Source organism: Sanguibacter sp. TS_SC_8 (genome assembly GCF_055361235.1).
In genome coordinates, this window is record NZ_CM143955.1 from 2,426,236 (window position 1) to 2,442,757 (window position 16,522).

At 70.2% G+C, this 16,522-nt stretch carries 14 protein-coding genes; 8 read left to right on the forward strand and 6 right to left on the reverse strand.

What is annotated here, in order from left to right:
• The first annotated feature begins 8 nt into the window (after positions 1–8).
• From ACWA15_RS11080 to ACWA15_RS11095, 4 genes are all read left to right on the forward strand, one after another.
• Positions 9–1,622, forward strand: a complete 1,614-nt coding sequence (locus ACWA15_RS11080) for an MFS transporter (protein ID WP_464055257.1) — start codon at positions 9–11, stop codon at positions 1,620–1,622.
• Between the two features lie 35 nt (positions 1,623–1,657).
• The gene (locus tag ACWA15_RS11085; protein ID WP_464055259.1) at positions 1,658–2,194 is read left to right on the forward strand and encodes a potassium channel family protein; all 537 of its coding nucleotides are present in this window, start codon (positions 1,658–1,660) and stop codon (positions 2,192–2,194) included.
• A gap of 93 nt (positions 2,195–2,287) precedes the next feature.
• On the forward strand, positions 2,288–2,770 hold the full coding sequence (locus ACWA15_RS11090) for a DUF6325 family protein (protein WP_464055260.1): 483 nt from the start codon (positions 2,288–2,290) through the stop codon (positions 2,768–2,770).
• Between the two features lie 38 nt (positions 2,771–2,808).
• Positions 2,809–3,096, forward strand: coding sequence for an SHOCT domain-containing protein (locus ACWA15_RS11095; RefSeq protein WP_464055262.1), 288 nt, complete (start codon positions 2,809–2,811; stop codon positions 3,094–3,096).
• An 81-nt stretch (positions 3,097–3,177) separates the two neighbouring features.
• On the opposite strand, the gene ACWA15_RS11100 is transcribed toward ACWA15_RS11095, so the two are convergent.
• From ACWA15_RS11100 to ACWA15_RS11125, 6 genes are all read right to left on the reverse strand, one after another.
• Positions 3,178–4,554, reverse strand: coding sequence for a hypothetical protein (locus ACWA15_RS11100; RefSeq protein ID WP_464055263.1), 1,377 nt, complete (start codon positions 4,552–4,554; stop codon positions 3,178–3,180).
• Positions 4,555–4,593: 39 nt separating this feature from the next.
• Positions 4,594–5,979, reverse strand: a complete 1,386-nt coding sequence (locus ACWA15_RS11105; protein ID WP_464055265.1) for a DUF2252 domain-containing protein — start codon at positions 5,977–5,979, stop codon at positions 4,594–4,596.
• Positions 5,976–6,464 (reverse strand): DUF1269 domain-containing protein, encoded by a 489-nt coding sequence (locus tag ACWA15_RS11110; RefSeq protein WP_464055267.1) that lies wholly within the window; start codon positions 6,462–6,464, stop codon positions 5,976–5,978. The genes ACWA15_RS11105 and ACWA15_RS11110 overlap by 4 nt, the downstream gene beginning before the upstream one ends.
• A gap of 138 nt (positions 6,465–6,602) precedes the next feature.
• On the reverse strand, positions 6,603–8,003 hold the full coding sequence (locus ACWA15_RS11115) for a glutamate decarboxylase (protein WP_464055269.1): 1,401 nt from the start codon (positions 8,001–8,003) through the stop codon (positions 6,603–6,605).
• Between the two features lie 106 nt (positions 8,004–8,109).
• On the reverse strand, positions 8,110–8,487 hold the full coding sequence (locus tag ACWA15_RS11120) for a cupin domain-containing protein (protein WP_464055271.1): 378 nt from the start codon (positions 8,485–8,487) through the stop codon (positions 8,110–8,112).
• 81 nt (positions 8,488–8,568) lie between these two features.
• Positions 8,569–8,793 (reverse strand): hypothetical protein, encoded by a 225-nt coding sequence (locus ACWA15_RS11125; protein ID WP_464055273.1) that lies wholly within the window; start codon positions 8,791–8,793, stop codon positions 8,569–8,571.
• Positions 8,794–8,997: 204 nt separating this feature from the next.
• Here ACWA15_RS11125 and glgX point away from each other — a divergent pair, with 204 nt between their 5' ends.
• The 4 genes from glgX to ACWA15_RS11145 are packed head-to-tail and all read left to right on the forward strand — an operon-like array spanning position 8,998 to position 16,521.
• Positions 8,998–11,163, forward strand: a complete 2,166-nt coding sequence (gene glgX, locus ACWA15_RS11130; RefSeq protein WP_464055275.1) for a glycogen debranching protein GlgX — start codon at positions 8,998–9,000, stop codon at positions 11,161–11,163.
• Positions 11,164–11,173: 10 nt separating this feature from the next.
• Positions 11,174–13,711, forward strand: a complete 2,538-nt coding sequence (treY, locus tag ACWA15_RS11135; RefSeq protein ID WP_464055277.1) for a malto-oligosyltrehalose synthase — start codon at positions 11,174–11,176, stop codon at positions 13,709–13,711.
• Positions 13,711–15,477 carry a malto-oligosyltrehalose trehalohydrolase gene (gene treZ, locus ACWA15_RS11140; protein WP_464055279.1) on the forward strand — a complete coding sequence of 589 codons (1,767 nt, stop codon included), beginning with the start codon at positions 13,711–13,713 and terminating at the stop codon, positions 15,475–15,477. The genes treY and treZ overlap by 1 nt, the downstream gene beginning before the upstream one ends.
• Positions 15,478–15,516: 39 nt before the next feature.
• Positions 15,517–16,521, forward strand: a complete 1,005-nt coding sequence (locus tag ACWA15_RS11145) for a PPK2 family polyphosphate kinase (RefSeq protein WP_464055281.1) — start codon at positions 15,517–15,519, stop codon at positions 16,519–16,521.
• Position 16,522: the final 1 nt, after the last annotated feature.

Below are 16,522 nucleotides of genomic sequence, written 5' to 3' on the forward strand. Positions count from 1 at the left end.
CGCCGGACGTGAGAAAGTGGTCGGTGCTCCTCATCCTGGGCAGCGCGCAGTTCGTCCTCGTCCTCGACGGGACGGTCATGAACGTCTCGATCTCGACCGTCGTGGCCGACCTCGACACGACCGTCGCCGCGATGCAGGCCGCCATCACCTTCTACACGCTGACGATGGCGGCGCTGATGCTTCTCGGCGCCAAGCTCGGGGACGTGTGGGGGCGCCGCCGCGCCTTCGTCGTCGGCTCCTGCATCTATGCTGCGGGGTCGCTCATCACGGCGCTGAGCCCCAACATCGCCCTGCTGTTCCTCGGCTGGTCGATCATCGAGGGGATCGGCGCCGTGCTCGTCATCCCCGCGGTCGCCGCGCTCATCGCCGACAACTACACCGGGCCCGACCGCGTCAAGGCCTACGCAGCGATCGGGGCGATCTCCGGGGCCGCTGTGGCAGCCGGTCCGCTGATCGGCGGTTTCCTCACCACCTACGCCAGCTGGCGATACGTCTTCGCCGGCGAGGTCGTCATCATGGTCGTGGTCCTGTCCTTCTCCCGGCTCGTCACCGACTCCACACCTCGCCAGCACGTGCGGATCGACGCCCCGAGCGTGCTGCTCTCGGCGTCGGGCCTCGTGCTCGCGGTCTTCGGGATGCTGCAGAGCAAGACCTGGGGCTGGGTCCGCCCGGCAGCCTCCCCCGAGATCGGCGGAAGGGAGATCGCCCCGCTGGGGATCTCCCTCTCCGCATGGCTGATGATCACCGGAGGGTTCCTGCTCTACGCCTTCGTCCGCCGCCAGGGGGCCCTCGTGCGCACAGGTCGCCCCCCTCTCGTGCAGGTCGAGATGTTCTCGATCACTGCACTGCGCAGCGGCCTGAGCGTCCTCGGCGCGCAGTACGCGATCACCGCGGGGGTGTTCTTCATGGTCCCGGTCTATCTGCAGATGACGCTCGGCCTCGACGCCCTGGAGACCGGGCTGAAGATCTTCCCGCTCTCGGTCTCGTTGATCCTCTTCTCCGTCGTGGGCACCCGACTGTCCTCCCTCTGGTCACCGCGCCGCATCGTGCGGTGGGGGCAGGGGATCCTTGTACTGAGCTCATTGGTCCTGCTGGGCTCAGTCGACCTGGAGCTGCGCAGCATCCTCTTCGGTGTGGGAATGTTCTGCGCCGGCGCGGCGCTCGGCCTGCTCGCCTCGCAGCTGGGCAACGTCAACATGTCGGCGGTGGCGGAGACGCAGACGAGCGAGGTGGGAGGCCTGCAGGGGGTGTTCCAGAACCTCGGGTCCTCCCTCGGGACGGCGCTCATCGGCTCGGTCCTCATCGCCGCCCTGACCTCGACCTTCGGCGCGTCCGTGGCCGCCAGCGACCTCCCGGCCGACGTGCAGGCAACCATCAGCAGCCAGACCCAGGACGGCGTCGGGATCGTCGAGGCCGACAGCGTCGACTCCATCGCCGAGCAGGCCGGGCTGAGCGCCGCGCAGGGCGACACGCTGACGCAGATCTACACCGAGTCCCAGATCTCCTCGTTGCGCTCCGCGCTGTTCGCGCTCACCGTGATCGCCCTGGCCTCGGTGCTGTTCTCCCGCGGCATCCCGTCGGCCAGCCCACGGCCCGCACACGGACTCACACGCCGCGGATGAGGCCGGCCGGTGCCCCCCCGGCCGAGAATGGCGACATGGACACGCCTAGGTCGGTCGCCCGTGAGCTCGGCGCGTTCGGCGTGCGAACCTCGGTGATGATCGTCCTGCTCACCGCCTGCTACTACGCCCTGCCCGACGCCGGCCCGTTCGCCGACCGGGAGTCGGGGGTGCGGGCGGGGTGGTCGTTGCTCGCGTGGGTCGGCTTCGTGGTCGTGCTCCGGATCCAGGTCCGGGCGATCCGGAGCCATCCCTCGGTGTGGGCCCGCTCCGAGGCGCTGCTCACGGTGCTCTACCTGCTGATCCTCGTCTTCGCGATCACCTATGACCGGATGGCTGCCTCGTCCGCGGACCAGTTCGCAGGGATCAACAACCGGACCGACGCGCTGTACTTCACGGTCACGATCGTCTCGACGGTCGGCTTCGGTGACATCCACGCCGTGAGCACCCCGGCCCGCGCGGTGGTGACCGCGCAGATGCTGGTCAGCGTCTTCTACATCGGTGTGGCGCTCCGGCTGCTGACCGGCCTGCGGGGAGGGACCGGGACCGGCATCAGTGTCGGCGGACCGGGGTGAGTCTCGTCCGTGGAGGATGACGTGCAGTGACTTACGCCGCGGCAACGTTGGCGATGACAGACAGGTACGACGACACAGAGATGGGTGGTCACCATGACGGAAGAGCACACGGGAACGGATCCCGGCGGCGGCGCAGCGGACGCGTTCGACGAGATGGGACCGGTCGACTACATCGTCGTCGAGTTCCCCGGCAGCAGGTTCACCGGCCACGGCCTTCCGCTGCTTGTCGATCTGGTCGATCGGGGGGTGATCCGTCTCCTCGACCTCGTGCTCATCAAGAAGGAGATGGACGGGACACTGACCGGGCTCGTGCTGGCGGATCTGGACTCCGACGGCGAGCTCGACCTCACCGTGTTCGAGGGCGTGGCCTCAGGTCTGCTGGACCAGGAGGACATCGACGAGGCGGGAACGGTGCTCGAGCCGGGGAGCTCGGCAGGCATCCTCGTCTACGAGAACAGCTGGGCCGGGCCCTTCGCCGCGGCCCTGCGGCGCAGCGGAGCGCAGCTCGTGGCGAGCGGCCGCATTCCCGTCCAGGCGCTGCTGGCCTCGATCGACGCGGCCGAGCAGCGCGGCTGACCCCACATCCCGATCATGAGATAGGAAGGACGACGACCATGCCTGGTCTGCTTCGAGGAGTTGCCCGTACCGCGGTGGTCGCAGGGACGGCCACCGCGGTGTCCAATCGAGTCTCCCGCCGCCAGGCCGGCCGGTGGGCGGAGCAGGACGCCCCGCCGGAGCCGGAGGCCGCTCCGCCGCCCCCGGCACCTGTCGCCGCTGCCCCGGCAGCCGGGGGGATGGACGACGTCCTCGCCCAGCTGAAGTCCCTCGGTGAGCTCAAGGATCAGGGGGTCCTCTCCGAGGCGGAGTTCGAGGCGCAGAAGCAACGAATCCTCGCGCGCTGACCGAGTACTGACCGAGCCTGCAGGGCGCACAGAACGTCCGGAGATCCTCCCGGGTCTCCGGACGTTCTGTGCGCCCTCTGCTCAGGTCTGCATCGACGTCTGCGCCGGGGACTGCGTCGAGTCCTGCGTCACCACCGGTGGTCTGGCCACGAGCTCCAGGATCGCGATGAGCACCACCGCGACCACCGCGGCGGTCACGACGGTGACCGGGGTCGGCGCTGGTGCCAGCAGGATCACGAGTCCGGCGAGCGAGATGACGACGACTCTCAGGAGGGTCCGGTGCGCGTACATCCAGAGGCCGACCGGGCCGGTGGTCACCCCTCGCTGCTGCCCCCAGCCCCGGACGGCGGCGAAGCCGCGACCGATACCGGTACGCAGGCCGCGCGCGGAGTCGCTCCCACCGCCCAGGTAGGCGGCGGCGGCGAGGACCAGGCCGAGCACGGCCACCGTGCGCAGCGACACCCGGATGAAGGCGACGAGCTGGTCGAAGAGGACCTCGGCGGCGTCGAGCCGCTCGACCTTGCCGGTCAGCTCGCCCAGGTACAGGCTGCGCGCCACGTAGAGACCGATGCCCAGGACGAGCATCGAGGCTGCGAGCGCAAGCCCGGCGACGACGAGAGCACGTGCGCGGTGAACGGCGGTGAGCACTCCCGCGGCGATGAGGGTCAGGCTGAGCCATGGCAGCCAGGTCCCCACGACGTCGAGCAGGGAGTAGGCATTCTGCAGCTCGACCAGCTGAGTCGTCTGCACGATCGTGAAGGAGGCGTTGACGGCGGGGATGTTGGCCGCGACCGAGAAGCCGGCTTCCACGAGCTCGGTCTTGAGGGTCTCGATCACCCCGGAGAGCTCGATCGTCAGCTGTCCCTGGTCACCGATCTGCAGCACAGTGCTGGGGTCCCCCTGCAGGAGCGCGACGAGCTGGGTGTGCGCCACCCGGTTCGCCTCGACCCAGGCGGTCTCGAAGGCGTCGCTCTCGACCACGGTCGTGGCTGCCTTGCGGATGAGCGACTCGATCCCGTCGACCAGCGGCTGCTCGACCGCCCCCAGCGCCAGAGATGCTCGAGGCGGCAGGTCCGGACTGTTCAGCGCCGACAGCGCGTCCTGGACGAGGGTCGGGACGTCCAGCTGCTCCATGACGACCTGGACCAGACGGTTCTCGACCGCGGACTGGATGACCGGGTCGCTCGCGAGCGGGCCGACGGTGGCGATGTACCGGTCGGTGTCCGTGATCTCGCGCTGCGCCCAGCTCGCGACCACGGCCACCGGGGCGAGCAGCACCCCGAGCAGGATGAGGATGAGCGCGGTCGCGGAGCGTCCGCGGTGACGACGCCGGTGGGCACCCGGGGCAGGTGCCACCTGCTCGCGCAGAGCGGCGTTCTCGCGCTCGAGACGGGCGAGCCGCGCGGCGAGCTGGGCGGTGTCGGCGCCCTCCTGGATCGGTGCCGCGTCGTCTGACATGATCGTGTCCCTTTCCGTGGGTCCCCGGACCTTGGCTCACTACACTCCGGACTGAGCAGTCACCCGTCCTGAGGCGATCGCGGCCTGGAGCGCCCCGTGGTCGCGTGCGTTCTGATCGGCGTAAGTCTCGGCGAAGTCGGCGACGGCACGGTCGAAGCGGTCGCTCGAGCCGAGGTAGGCCGCGATCGCCACCCGGTCCCCGGAGCGGGCGTGCGCCCGAGCCAACGACTCCCCGCACACCCGGCCGTAGAAGGTCATCCCGTCGGCCACCATCGCCTCCACCGGGAGCGAGGCCTTGCCGTCGCGGAGCTGACGCACGTAGAAGTCGCGTTCGACCCCGTCCGGTCCGGGGACCCTGTCCCACCCGAGGAAGATGTCACTGCTCGCCTGCATGAGCTGCTGCCCGGCGACGACCCGTTCCCCCTCGTTCGTGATGCCGCCCGCGGGCAGGTGCCCGGCGAGCACGGACGCCTGAGCCTCCTTGGCCTGCAGGAAGAGCGGGTCTGCCCCGTCGATGCCCTCGAACAGCAGGATCCACGCCCGGGTCCCCACGCTCCCCACGCCCACGACCTTGCGAGCCACCTGCACCAGCGAGAACTGGGTGAGGAGGTGGCGGCGGTGCCTGGGGAGGCTGCGACCGTAGGACTGCACCAGACCGGAAAGTCGCTCGTAGGCCTGGGCGGCTCCCTCCTGACCCCCCAGCTCTTCCACGGGGACGATGAGCGGCGGCTGACTGACGATCCGCGGCCTGCCGTCGACCACGATCGTGAGCTTGGCCAGCGCGTGGACGCTGTCACGTGTCCGTGCCTTGTCGATGACGGTCTGAATCCGCTTCTCCCGCTCGGCGTCGAGCGTGTGACCGATCCGTGGGAGCAGCTCATCCATCTCCACGCGGGAGTACCAGACGGCAAGATTGCCCTGGTGGGCGAAGTCGCGCATCGCCTCGCGGTACCCGCGGGCGCACGTGCGAACCATCCGGCGGCAGGTCTTGGCGGGGAACTCGTTGGCCAGGCCGGCCACGTACACGCTCGCCGCCAGCCGCTTGACGTCCCATTCGAAGGGGCCGGGATAAGTCTCGTCGAAGTCGTTGATGTCGAAGACGAGACGCCGTTCCGGGGACGCGTAGATGCCGAAGTTGCTCATGTGCGCATCCCCGCACAGCTGGACGTCCAGCCCCGAGTTCGGGCTCCGTGCGAGGTCGGCGGCCATGATGAGGGCGCCCCCGCGGTAGTGGGCGAACGGCGAGCTGACCATGCGCCCGTACCGGATGGGGACGAGCTCCGGCACCCGTGTCGCCGCCTGGCTCTCCAGCAGCGCGACCGGGTCCGCCCGTCCGTGGACCGAGTACTGGGAGTGCTGCTCGAGCGGCACCCGGTCCCGGACGGACCGTCCCCGGCTCGCTCGCTCGCCGCGGTCGAGGCTCACGCGCCCTCGGTCAGGTCGTGGGCGAGCTCCTTCTCGTCCTCCTCCGACAGCGAGGTCTTGAGCAGGGTGCCGCCGTACTGCTTCATCGCGTCGGCGAACTTGTCCTCGGTGATCTTCGAGGCCATGACCACCACGGCCGCGCTGCCGGGGGTGAGCATCTCCTTCACCTGACTCCGGAACTCGTCGTCGATACCGGACTTGCCCATCTTCCCCATGAGCGCGCCGAGCGCCCCACCGAGCGCGAGCCCCACGAACGGGACGAGGAACAGCAGGCCGATGATCATCCCCCAGAGCGCCCCCGAGGCGGCGGAGACGCCGACGATCTTCCCCGGCGTCTCCACGTGGCTCTTGCCCTCGGCGTCGACCTGCACGACGGCGAGCCCGGACAGCTGGACGACGAAGTCCTTCTGCAGCTGCATGACCTCGTTGTAGGCCTGCGTCGCTACTGCATGGTCGTCGTAGCCGATCACGATGAGTTCAGACATGGGGGTCCTCCGTGGTGAAGTGCTGGTGAGTGTTCTGGTGCGGCGGCGTGGCCGTCCCTCCACGGTCCACCCGGTGACCCGCGGCGGGCCTCATCCCGGAGGGGTGAGATGACCGGTCCGCGGCCGGTCCGGGGCCGGTCACAGGTGGCTGAAGCCGCTGGACTCCTCAGGTGTCATCGACACGGTGACCGGATGCCGGTGCAGGTGCTCGACCGCGTCGCGCAGGTCGTCGATGAGGGTCTCGACCATGTCCCGGCTCACGCCCTGGCGCACCAGGACGCGCTGGACGGCGGTGCCCGCAGCCGCGCCGGTCAGCGGGTAGGCCGGCACCTGCCACCCCCGCATGCGCAGTCGGTCGGCGAGGTCGTACAGGGTGTACCCGGGGTCCTCCCCCTCGATGATCTTCCACGTGACGGCCGGGATGCCGTCCTGGGGCGTGCTGCCGAACACGATCTCGAAGGGACCCAGGGTCGGGACGGCGGTCGCGAGCAGCTGACCGGTCTCGTAGCAGGAGTCATGGATCGCCCGGTAGCCCTCCCTGCCGAGCCGCACGAAGTCGTAGTACTGCGCGACGACGGGGCCGGCCGACCGGGAGAAGTTGATCTGGAAGACCGGCATGTCCCCGCCGAGATAGCTGACGTGGAAGATCAGGTCGGCCGGGAGCTCGGCCGCATCCCGCCACACGACCCACCCCACCCCGAGCGGCGCGAGCCCGAACTTGTGCCCGGAGGCGCTGATCGACTTCACGCGCTCCAGCCGGAAGTCCCACACGAGGTCCGGAGCGCAGAACGGGGCCAGGAATCCACCGCTGGCCGCGTCGACGTGGATGTCGACGTCGAGCCCGGTCTCTGCCTGGAGCCGGTCGAGAGCTTCCGCCATCTCGGCGATCTGCTCGTAGGCGCCGGTGTAGGTGACCCCGAGCGTCGCGACCACGAAGGCCGTGTTCTCGTCGACCCGCTCGAGCATCTGCTCCGGGGTCATGGCGTAGGAGCCGGGCGCCATCGGGACCTCGCGGATCTCCACGTCCCAGTACCGAGCGAACTTGTGCCAGACCACCTGGACCGGGCCGCAGACCATGTTGGGTCTCTCGCTCGGCAGCCCGGCGGCCTGCCGTCTCGCCCGCCATCGTCTCGTGGCCGCCATCCCCGCCAGCATGCACGCCTCGGAGGAGCCGACGGCGGAGGTCCCGACCGTGTTCGCCGCACCCGGCGCGTTCCACAGGTCCGCGACCATGTGCACGCACCGCCGCTCGATCTCTGCGGTCTGGGGGTACTCGTCCTGGTCGATCATGTTCTTGTCGATCGCCAGGTCCATGAGCTCGTGCACCTGTGGTTCCTCCCACGTCTGGCAGAAGGTCGCGAGATTCTGCCGGCTGTTGCCGTCGAGCAGCATCTCGTCGGCGACGAGCTGGAACGCGTCGTCGGACGGGGACTCAGCCAGGGGGAAGGTGTACTTGGGGACGAGTCCCCGCAGTGCTCCGCTGCCGAACAGCGGCACGGTCGTCTCGTCGCGGATCACATCACGTTCGTGGAGGGCCATACAGCGATCGTCACGGCGCGGGGAGGCCGCGGCGTCATCCGGTGGGGATGAGAGTGGGCGCGATTCCGCGCCACCACGCATCCGCTGCCGACCCCACAGACGACAGCTAGTCGGCCTTCGCCCAGTCCGTCGCGCCGTACCAGTCGACGACGACGACCGGCTCGTCACCGACCACCCAGGCGTCGTGCCCCTCGGGCAGGCTCGTCACGTCACCGGGGCCGGCGACGATCTCGGTCCCGGAGTCCATCCGGATCATCAGCGTTCCCGAGACGTGGTACTGGAAGTGCGGGGCCAAGCAGCTGTCGGTCCCGGCGATCGGTTTGAGGTCCTGGGACCAGCGCCAGCCGGGCTGCAGAGTGAGCCTGCCGATCACCGAGTCACCGACCGTGAGGATGTCCGCCCGACCGTGCGGGAACTCCCGAACCTCGCTCGGGGCGCCAAAACGCGCGTGCTCCACCGTCTGCATGGTTCTCACCTTCTTCATCGACGTGATGCCTCCATTCTCTCCCCGGCCGGCCCTCCGGCACCAGGGAATCGAGGACCTCGTCGACCCGAGACCCCGGCGCTAGATCTCCTCCGGGCAGTCCCAGTCGTTCCCGGCCAGGATCGCGTCGCCCTTGGCGCGGCGCTCGGACTCGCGCAACGACTTCGGGGCGCGGCTCGCGTCGCCCCCGGCGAGGACATCACCCATCCCGGGCTGGTCGGAGTCGTGATACCGCTCGTCGGGGACCGTCGGGACCGGGGTCGCCCCGCGACGAGGGGGCGAGGGCTGGGATGTGTTGGACGTCATGCCCAATGAGACCAAATTCTCAGGCCTCGCGCCAGAGGGCACCGGACGGCGCCGCGCAGACCTGCGCAGACCTGCTCGAGGTAGAGCCGGTCGACCTCGAGGCGTTTGGTCATTTCGCCTCCCTCACGGCACTTTGCGGCGTGATCATGGCAACATCGGCGGACAGCGTGTGACGCTGACACGTTCGTAGGGCAGTCTGTCTCCATGCAGACTTGGCCCGGACACCCTTACCCCCTTGGCGCGACCTTCGACGGGAGCGGCACGAACTTTGCCATCTTCTCCGAGGTCGCAGACCGCATCGAGCTGTGCCTCTTCGACCCGGACGGGACGGAGACGCGGCTCGAGCTGACCGAGGTGGACTCCTTCGTCTGGCACGCCTACTTCCCCACCATCCAGCCGGGCCAGCTCTACGGCTTCCGGGTTCACGGACCCTACGACCCCGAGCAGGGGCTGCGCTGCGACCCGTCCAAGCTGCTGCTGGACCCCTACGCCAAGGCCATCGACGGCGACGTCGGCGGCGACCAGAGCCTGTTCTCCTACACCTTCGGCGACCCCGATGTGCCCAACAACGACGACTCTGCGGCGCACACCATGAAGTCTGTCGTCATCAACCCCTTCTTCGACTGGGGCCACGACCGACCGCCGAACCACGAGTACCACGAGAGCGTCATCTACGAGGCGCACGTGCGCGGCATGACCCAGCTGCACCCGGGCATCCCCGAGGAGCTGCGCGGGACCTACGCGGGCATGTCGCACCCCGCGGTGATCGCCCACCTCACCGAGCTCGGTGTCACGGCGGTCGAGCTCATGCCCGTGCACCAGTTCGTCAACGACTCCACACTCGTGGAGAAGGGCCTGTCGAACTACTGGGGCTACAACACCATCGGTTTCTTCGCCCCCCACAACCGCTACTCCTCCTCCGGGAGCACCGGCCAGCAGGTCCAGGAGTTCAAGACCCTCGTCAAGGCCCTGCACGACGCCAACATCGAGGTCATCCTCGACGTCGTCTACAACCACACCGCCGAGGGCAACCACATGGGCCCCACGCTGAGCTTCCGCGGCATCGACAACCAGGCCTACTACCGCCTGGTCGACGACGAGCAGCAGCACTACTTCGACACCACCGGCACCGGCAACTCCCTGCTCATGCGTCACCCGCACGTGCTCCAGCTCATCATGGACTCGCTGCGCTACTGGGTGACGGAGATGCACGTCGACGGCTTCCGCTTCGACCTCGCCTCGACCCTGGCCCGCCAGTTCCACGAGGTGGACCGGCTCTCCGCCTTCTTCGACCTCGTCCACCAGGACCCGATCGTCAGCCAGGTCAAGCTCATCGCCGAGCCCTGGGACCTGGGCGACGGCGGCTACCAGGTGGGCGGGTTCCCGTCCATGTGGAGCGAGTGGAACGGGAAGTACCGCGACACCGTCCGTGACTTCTGGCGCGGGGACCCCTCCTCGCTCGCCGAGTTCGCGAGCCGCATCACCGGGTCCTCGGACCTCTACGAGCACACCGGCCGCAAGCCCATCTCCTCGGTGAACTTCGTCATCGCCCACGACGGCTTCACCCTTGCCGACCTCTTCTCCTACAACGAGAAGCACAACGACGCCAACGGCGAGGGCAACAACGACGGCGAGAGCCACAACAGCTCCTGGAACTGCGGTGTCGAGGGTCCCACCGACGACCCCGAGATCCTCGCGCTGCGCGGGCGCCAGCAGCGCAACGTCCTGGCCACGCTCCTGCTCTCCCAGGGTGTGCCGATGATCGCGCACGGCGACGAGATCGGCCGCACCCAGCAGGGCAACAACAACGTCTACTGCCAGGACAACGAGCTGGCCTGGATGGACTGGGACCTCTCTCACGAGAACGAGGACCTGCTGCGCTTCACCCAGCAGCTCGTGCACCTGCGTCTGCGCCACCCCGTGCTGCGGCGTCGGCGCTTCTTCGCCGGTGACCACGACTGGACCGACGACACGCTCGGGGACATGGCATGGCTCAACCCGGACGGGCGGCACATGCGCGACGAGGAGTGGGAGCACGGCTACGCCCGCTCGGTCGCGGTGTTCCTCAACGGCGAGGCGATCGCCGAACCCGACCAGCGGGGCGAGCGCGTCATCGACGACAGCTTCCTGGTGCTTTTCAACGCCCACGACGACCAGCTCGAGTTCACCCTCCCGGACAAGGAGTTCGGGGTGGAGTGGGCCGTCGTCTTCGACACCGCCCACCCGCCCGCGGACGCCGCGCCCATCGTGCCCACGACGAACCGGGTCGAGCTGCCCACGGTCTCCTCGCAGACGATCATGGCCGGCGAGACCCGGATGGTCGAGGCGCGGAGCATGGTGCTGCTGACCCGGGCACCGCTGGCGGACTAGGGGAATCGACATGGACCACGAGCCCACGCACGCCACCGTCGACCGTCGCTTTCCGGCACCGGGCCGCCCGGTGCCGCTGTCGACGTACCGGCTCCAGCTCGGCGCCGACCTCACCTTCGACGACGTCTGCGAACGGCTGGACTACTACGTCTCGCTCGGCGTGACGCACCTGTACCTGTCACCCGTGCTCACGGCGGCGCCGGGCTCGACGCACGGCTACGACGTCGTCGACCACTCCACGGTGAGCGAGGTGCTGGGCGGGCGGGCCGGCCTGGACCGGTTGTCTGCGGGCGCCCGGGCGGCCGGGCTCGGCATGGTCCTGGACATCGTCCCCAACCACATGGCGGTGCCCACGCCTGCCTGGCACAACGCCGCCCTGTGGTCCGTCCTCACCCTCGGTCCAGAGTCGCCCTACGCCACGTGGTTCGACATCGACTTCGAGACCGGGGACGGCGCCATCCTCATGCCGGTGCTCGGCTCCCGGATCGGTGACGTGCTCGCCTCCGGTGAGCTCGTGCTGGACACGATCGACGTGCCCGGGACCGGCGAGACTCTCGTGCTGCGCTACCACGAGCACGTGTTCCCGGTCCGCGAAGGCACCGAGTCGCTGCCGCTCGTCGAGCTCGTCGACCGCCAGCACTACCGCCTCGCGCACTGGCGGGTCGGTGACGAGGAGCTCAACTACCGCCGGTTCTTCGACGTCGGCACGCTCGTGGCGATCCGGGTCGAGGACCCCGACGTCTTCGACCAGACGCACGAGCTCATCCTCGAGCTGCTCGAGACCGGGGTGATCGACGGCCTGCGGATCGACCACCCCGACGGGCTCGCCGACCCGGCCGGGTACCTGGCCCGGCTGGGCGAACGCTCCGGCGGAGCGTGGGTCGTCGTCGAGAAGATCCTCGCCGGCGAGGAGGAGGTCCCCCGGGACTGGGTGACCGTGGGCACCACCGGCTACGAAGGTCTGTGGCGGGTGCAGTCCACCTTCGTGGAGCCGGCCGGAGAAGCTCGCCTGGCGAGCCTCATGCACCGGGTCACCGGGGACGACAGCGACGGCCTGGCCGCGCTCATCGAGACGTCCAAGCGTGAGGTGATCACCGGCCCCCTGTACGCCGAGGTGCACCGCCTGACCGACCTCGCGGCGGAGATCTGCCGCGACGACCCCCGGTTGCGTGATCACACGTGGCGGGCCCTGCACGAGAGCCTCACCCTGCTGCTCGTGTCCTTCGACCGGTACCGGGCGTACGTGGTGCCCGGCGAGGTCACCTCGCGGGAAGCCCTCCAGGCGATGGCCGCCGCCGCCGCGGCGGCCCGCGCCCACCTCGACTCCGAGCGCGCGCAGACCCTCGACGTGCTCGTGGAGCTGCTGCTGGGCCGAGAGGTGGGGAGCGCCGGACGCCGCCGCGAGGCCCGTCGGGACGAGCTCGTCGTCCGGTTCCAGCAGGTCTGCGGCGCCGTGATGGCCAAGGGTGTCGAAGACACCGCCTTCTACCGCTGGACCCACCTGACGTCCCTGTGCGAGGTGGGCGGCGAGCCGAGCCACTTCGCGCTGAGCCAGGACGAGTTCCACGCCTTCGCCGGGCGGCTCGCCACGCACTCCCCCGCGGCCATGACCTCCGGCTCGACCCACGACACCAAGCGCAGCGAGGACACCCGGGCGACCCTCGGTGTGCTCTCGGAGATGGCCGAGGAGTGGGCCGAGCTCGTGACGACGCTGCGCGCCCGGTCCGCCCGCACCCGCAGCGCTCTCGTGGACGGCCGCACCGAGAACCTGCTCTGGCAGACGATCGCGGGCACCTGGACACCGGCCACCGGTCCTGACGGGGTGGGCACGCCGATCAGCTTCGACCGCCTCGAGCAGTACCTGCGCAAGGCCACCCGCGAGGCCAAGACGAGCACGTCGTGGACCCGCCCCGACGAGGCCTACGAGGAGGCCGTGCTCAACCTCGCCAGCTGGGCGCTCACTGACCCGGCCAGCCTGGCCCTGTACGAGGCCTGGGCCCGGCGCACCGCACCGGCGGTGCGCGCGGCCGCCCTGGGCACCAAGCTCGTGCGCCTGACCATGCCGGGGGTCGCCGACGTCTACCAGGGCAGCGAGACCTTCGCCACGAGCCTGGTCGACCCGGACAACCGCCAGAGCGTGGACGCCGCCGAGCTGCACCGGCGCCTGGAGCGCCTCGACGACGGCGCCAAGCCCCGCGACCTTGCCGACGAGAAGCTGTGGGTCACCTCGCGGGCGCTGCGCGTGCGGCGCGACGTCCCGGGTGCGTTCGTGGGGCCCGAGGCCGGGTACCGGCCGCTGGCCGCGTCGTCGGGCGCTGCGCTCGCCTTCACCCGGACCGAGGCCGGGGAACCCGTCACGGTCACCGTGGCGACCCGCGGCGCGGTCCGGCTGCAGCACCTGGGCGGGTGGGGCGAGCACACGCTCGTGCTGCCCGAGGGGAACTGGCAGGACGTGCTGTCCGGGCGGGTGGTGGCCGGTGGGCCGCAGCTCGTCGCCGAGCTGCTCGACGTCCTCCCGGTCGCGCTCCTGGTCCGCGAGGAGGCGTGATGGCCGCGGTCTGGGCACCCACCGCGCGCACGGTCGATCTCGTGACCCCCACGGGGGCAGAGTTCACCGCCACGGACCCGCACCTCGCAATGGTCCCGGACGCCTCCCGGCCGGGGTGGTGGACCGCGCCGACCGACAGCGGCCTGTACGGGTTCAGCGTCGACGGCGGGCCGCCGCGTCCCGACCCGCGCACCGCCCGTCAGCCGGCCGGGGTGCACGGGCCCAGCCAGGTCGTCGACACCGGCGCCTACGTCTGGACCGACCAGGACTGGTCCGGTCGCCCCGTCCCGGGCGCGGTCGTCTACGAGCTGCACGTGGGGACGTTCACTCCCGGTGGGACCCTCGACTCCGCGATCGAGCGCCTGGGGCACCTGCGTGACCTCGGCGTCGACATGGTCGAGCTCATGCCCGTCGCCGCCTTCGACGGCCGGCACGGCTGGGGATACGACGGCGTCCACATCTTCGCGGTGCACGAGCCCTACGGCGGGCCGGACGCGCTCGCCCGGTTCGTGGACGCCGCGCACGGACTGGGGCTCGGTGTGGCCCTCGACGTCGTCTACAACCACCTCGGCCCGAGCGGGGCCTACGTACAGGCCTTCGGCCCGTACTTCTCCGACCACCACCCCACTCCCTGGGGCCAGGGCATCAACGTCGACGGACCCGACGCCGCCGAGGTGCGCCGATGGGTGATCGACAACGCCGTGCAGTGGCTGCGCGACTTCCACGTCGACGCCCTGCGCCTGGACGCCGTGCACGCCATCGTCGACGACTCCCCCGTGCACCTGCTCGCCGAGCTCTCCGAGACGGTCGCCGCCCTGTCCCTCGAGGTGGGCCGCCCGCTCGGGCTCATCGCCGAGACCGACACCAACGACCCGGCCACCGTCACGGCCGTCGCCGCGGGCGGCCTGGGCATGACGGCGCAGTGGGCCGACGACGTCCACCACGCCATCCACGCGCTCCTCACCGGGGAGCGTCAGGGCTACTACGACGACTTCGGGTCCCCGGCCGTCCTCACCCACGCGCTCACCGACGTCTTCGTCCACGACGGCGGCTGGTCCACCTTCCGCGGGCAGCCGTGGGGGCACCCGGTCCCGGCCGACCTGGACGGCCACCGCTTCGTGGTCTTCTCCTGCGACCACGACCAGGTCGGCAACCGCGCGCTCGGTGACCGGCCCGGGACCAGCCTGTCGCCGACCGGCGCGCAGGACCGCGACCTCGACCTCGGGGCGATCTCCGCGGCGCTCGTGCTCACCTCCGCGTACACCCCCATGCTCTTCATGGGTGAGGAGTGGGGCGCGACCACCCCGTGGCAGTACTTCACCGACTTCCCCGACCCCGAGCTCGCCCAGGCGGTCACCCGCGGGCGGCGGTCGGAGTTCGCGTCCCACGGCTGGGACGCCCAGGCGGTCCCGGACCCTCAGGACCCCCAGACACTCCAGCGCAGCCGGCTGGACTGGGCCGAGGTGGACCGTCCCGGTCACGCGGCGCTCCTGGCCTGGCACCGCCGGCTCATCGAGCTGCGCCGGACCGTGCCCGATCTCGCCTCCGGCGACCGCAGCGCCGTGACCGTGGAGGTGCCCGCCACCCCCGCCGACGGTCTGCTGCTCGTGCGGCGCGGATCGGTCACCGTCGCGATCAACCTCGCACCCACCCCGCAGAGCACGCCGCTGCCCGGTGGCGGTGGTGTCCTCGCCTCCTGGGGCCAGGTCGACCTCGCCGGTTCCACGCTCGTCGTGGCCGGTCGCGGCGTCGCCGTGGTCGGCTAGCATCTGACCTAGCCCATCACAGCCCTGTCCGGAGGCACGATGTCCCAGTCGAAGTCGTCCAAGTCGTCAAAGTCGTCAAAGTCACCCAAGGCGTCCAAGGCATCCAAGGCGCCTAAGGCGTCCAAGGCGTCCAAGTCCTCGAAGGCGTCACGGTCCTCGAAGGTCACGGCGAGGGACACGGCGGCGAAGACCGAGGCTCCCGCCGGACAGCGCGGGTGGGAGCAGCCCGCCGACCTGGCGCTGCGCCCTCAGCCCCTCGCAGGGCTCGAGTGCGCCTCGACCCCCGGGTGGGCGGGCGACCGCGCTGCCGCCGAGGCCCAGCTCGCCGCGAACGGCGCCGCGCTGTCCGAGCTCCAGGAGAAGCTCTTCGCCGACGGTCGCTCCGGGGGCTCACGCTCGGTCCTGCTCGTGCTGCAGGGCATGGACACCTCGGGCAAGGGCGGGATCGTCCGGCACGTGATCGGCCAGGTGGACCCGCAGGGGGTGACGCACCGATCCTTCGGTGTGCCCACCGCCCTCGAGCGCAAGCACAACTACCTGTGGCGGGTCCGCAACGCGCTCCCCCGCCCGGGCTACATCGGGGTGTTCGACCGGTCCCACTACGAGGAGGTGCTCATCGCGCGGGTCGACGAGCTCGTCCCGCCCGAGGTGTGGAGCAAGCGCTACGCCGAGATCAACGCCTTCGAGGCGAAGGTCGCCGCCGCGGGCACACGGATCGTCAAGGTCGTGCTCGCCATCTCCGCCGAGGAGCAGAAGGCGCGGCTGGGTGAGCGTCTCACCCGCGAGGACAAGCTCTGGAAGTTCGACCCGAGCGACATCGACGGTCGGGGCAAGTGGCCCGCCTACCGCGAGGCCTACCAGGACGTCCTCGACAAGACGAGCACCGACGTCGCGCCGTGGCACGTCGTCCCGGCCGACCGCAAGTGGTTCGCCCGACTCGCGGTGTCCCAGCTCATGCTCGACGCTCTCACCGACCTCGACCTCGGCTGGCCGCCGGCGCACTTCGACGTCGCGGCCGAGCAGGCTCGGCTCGCGCAGTCCTGAC